The following is a 1,414-nucleotide window of genomic DNA, read 5'->3' as shown; positions in this document are numbered from 1 at the left end:
CCGGGCTATTGGCGGCCGGCGAACTTCGCCTCCGCAGCGGCCACGCTGGATAACCTCACAGGCGGTCGCGTGCGTATCAACATCGTGTCGGGCAAGGACAACCTTTCTGCCTACGGCGACAGCGAAGGCGATCAGGCACACCGCTATGGCCGCACCAAGGAGTTCATGCGACTGGCTCGCAGACTTTGGACCGAGGAGAACGTCACCTTTACGGGCGAGCACTTCAGCGTCACCGGGTCCACGGTGATGCCGGGTATCCATGTTCGCGGCAATCATCGGCACCCCAGGCTCTACTTCGGCGGAGCCTCTGAGGCGGCCGAGCGGGTCTCAGTCACGGAGGCCGATGTCCAGCTCTTCTGGGGTGAACCGCTCGACGGCGTCCGGGAGCGGATCGAGCGGCTGAAAGCGCTGAGCCGGGAACTGGACCGCGACCTCCCGCCGCTGGAATTCGGGTTGCGGGTCACCACGCTGGTCCGCGACACCACTGAACAGGNCTGGGCCGACGCCGAGGCGAAGGTCGCCGAGATGGCCAAGAGCAAGGGCGACGGCTAGAGCGACCATCAACGGGCAGTAGCGGTGGGCCAGAAGCGGCTGCTCGATCTGCACGAGCGCGGCGAGGTTCTCGATGACAACCACTATACCGCGCCGGGCAAATTTGGCGGCGGCGGTGCCGGCACCACCTGGTTGGTCGGCTCAGCGGCAGACGTTGCCCGTTCGCTGCGTAAGTACGAGGATCTGGGCATTACACACTTTGTACTCTCGGACACGCCGTACTTGTCCGAGATAAAGCGACAGGGTGATCAAATGCTTCCGCTGCTGCGCGGCTGAGGCCGCTCGGCAAGGGCCAGGAGTCGGGACCAGCCGCTCAATGCCCATCGCTCGGCTCGCCTCTCAAAGGCGCAGGCGCGAGCAGTCCGGACAAAGGCAATTACTCAACCTAAGTCGAATTTTAGTGGTATCGGCAGCGTTTACTCGACCTTCTACATAAACTGGTTCGAACCCTTGGTCTCCCTTCATTGGTCGGCTTGAAAGGATCTGAAGTGGCGCGCCATTAAATCGCACCGTGGATCCCGACTCCGACAGAACCAGTCACATGGCCGAACTGCGTGTGGCGGCGAAAGAATTGCTCGACGATGACTCGATCGAGATCACTTTCGCGTACCACAATGGCGACGAGGCCGTGCTGAAGGCGAAACCAGAGACTTCTTCAACAGCCTGCTAGAGCGCGATCGCTGCGCGGGAACGCTGCAGGCGGGCGGGGGATGCGCGACATCCGGCATGACCTGTCTCGCCGCTCGGTCGGCAGTCAGGTCGCACGCTTCTTGCGAAAGTGCCCGAGGCCTGTGCTTTTTGCCAGCTCGGACCGTTTGGCCGCATAGGCAGGCGCGACCATTGGATAGTCGTCCGGAAGGTC

The 1,414-nt window shown here is 62.6% G+C and carries 2 protein-coding genes and 1 pseudogene; 2 read left to right on the top strand and 1 reads right to left on the bottom strand.

Annotated features, from left to right (window positions below; translation table 11 throughout):
* Both A3AY_RS34705 and A3AY_RS41035 read left to right on the top strand, forming a co-directional pair.
* A pseudogene (locus tag A3AY_RS34705) lies at positions 1 to 828 on the top strand (LLM class flavin-dependent oxidoreductase); the annotation flags it as partial.
* A gap of 265 nt (positions 829 to 1,093) precedes the next feature.
* Positions 1,094 to 1,222: a hypothetical protein gene (locus A3AY_RS41035; protein ID WP_018325078.1), complete on the top strand. Its 129-nt coding sequence runs from the start codon at positions 1,094 to 1,096 to the stop codon at positions 1,220 to 1,222.
* Between the two features lie 84 nt (positions 1,223 to 1,306).
* On the opposite strand, the gene A3AY_RS34700 is transcribed toward A3AY_RS41035, so the two are convergent.
* Positions 1,307 to 1,414, bottom strand: a 108-nt coding sequence (locus A3AY_RS34700) for a MucR family transcriptional regulator (RefSeq protein WP_040668316.1), incomplete at its 5' end; no start/stop codon positions are given.

The sequence above is a fragment of the Rhizobium giardinii bv. giardinii H152 genome (genome assembly GCF_000379605.1).
GTDB lineage: Bacteria > Pseudomonadota > Alphaproteobacteria > Rhizobiales > Rhizobiaceae > Pararhizobium > Pararhizobium giardinii.
Note: the sequence above shows the minus strand (reverse complement) of the source record. Positions and strands in the feature narration are given on the sequence as shown.

Bases quoted from the DNA above. Each gene is read 5' to 3' on its own strand.
- A3AY_RS41035 (WP_018325078.1), top strand. From the start codon at position 1,094: ATGGCCGAACTGCGTGTGGCGGCGAAAGAATTGCTCGACGATGACTCG.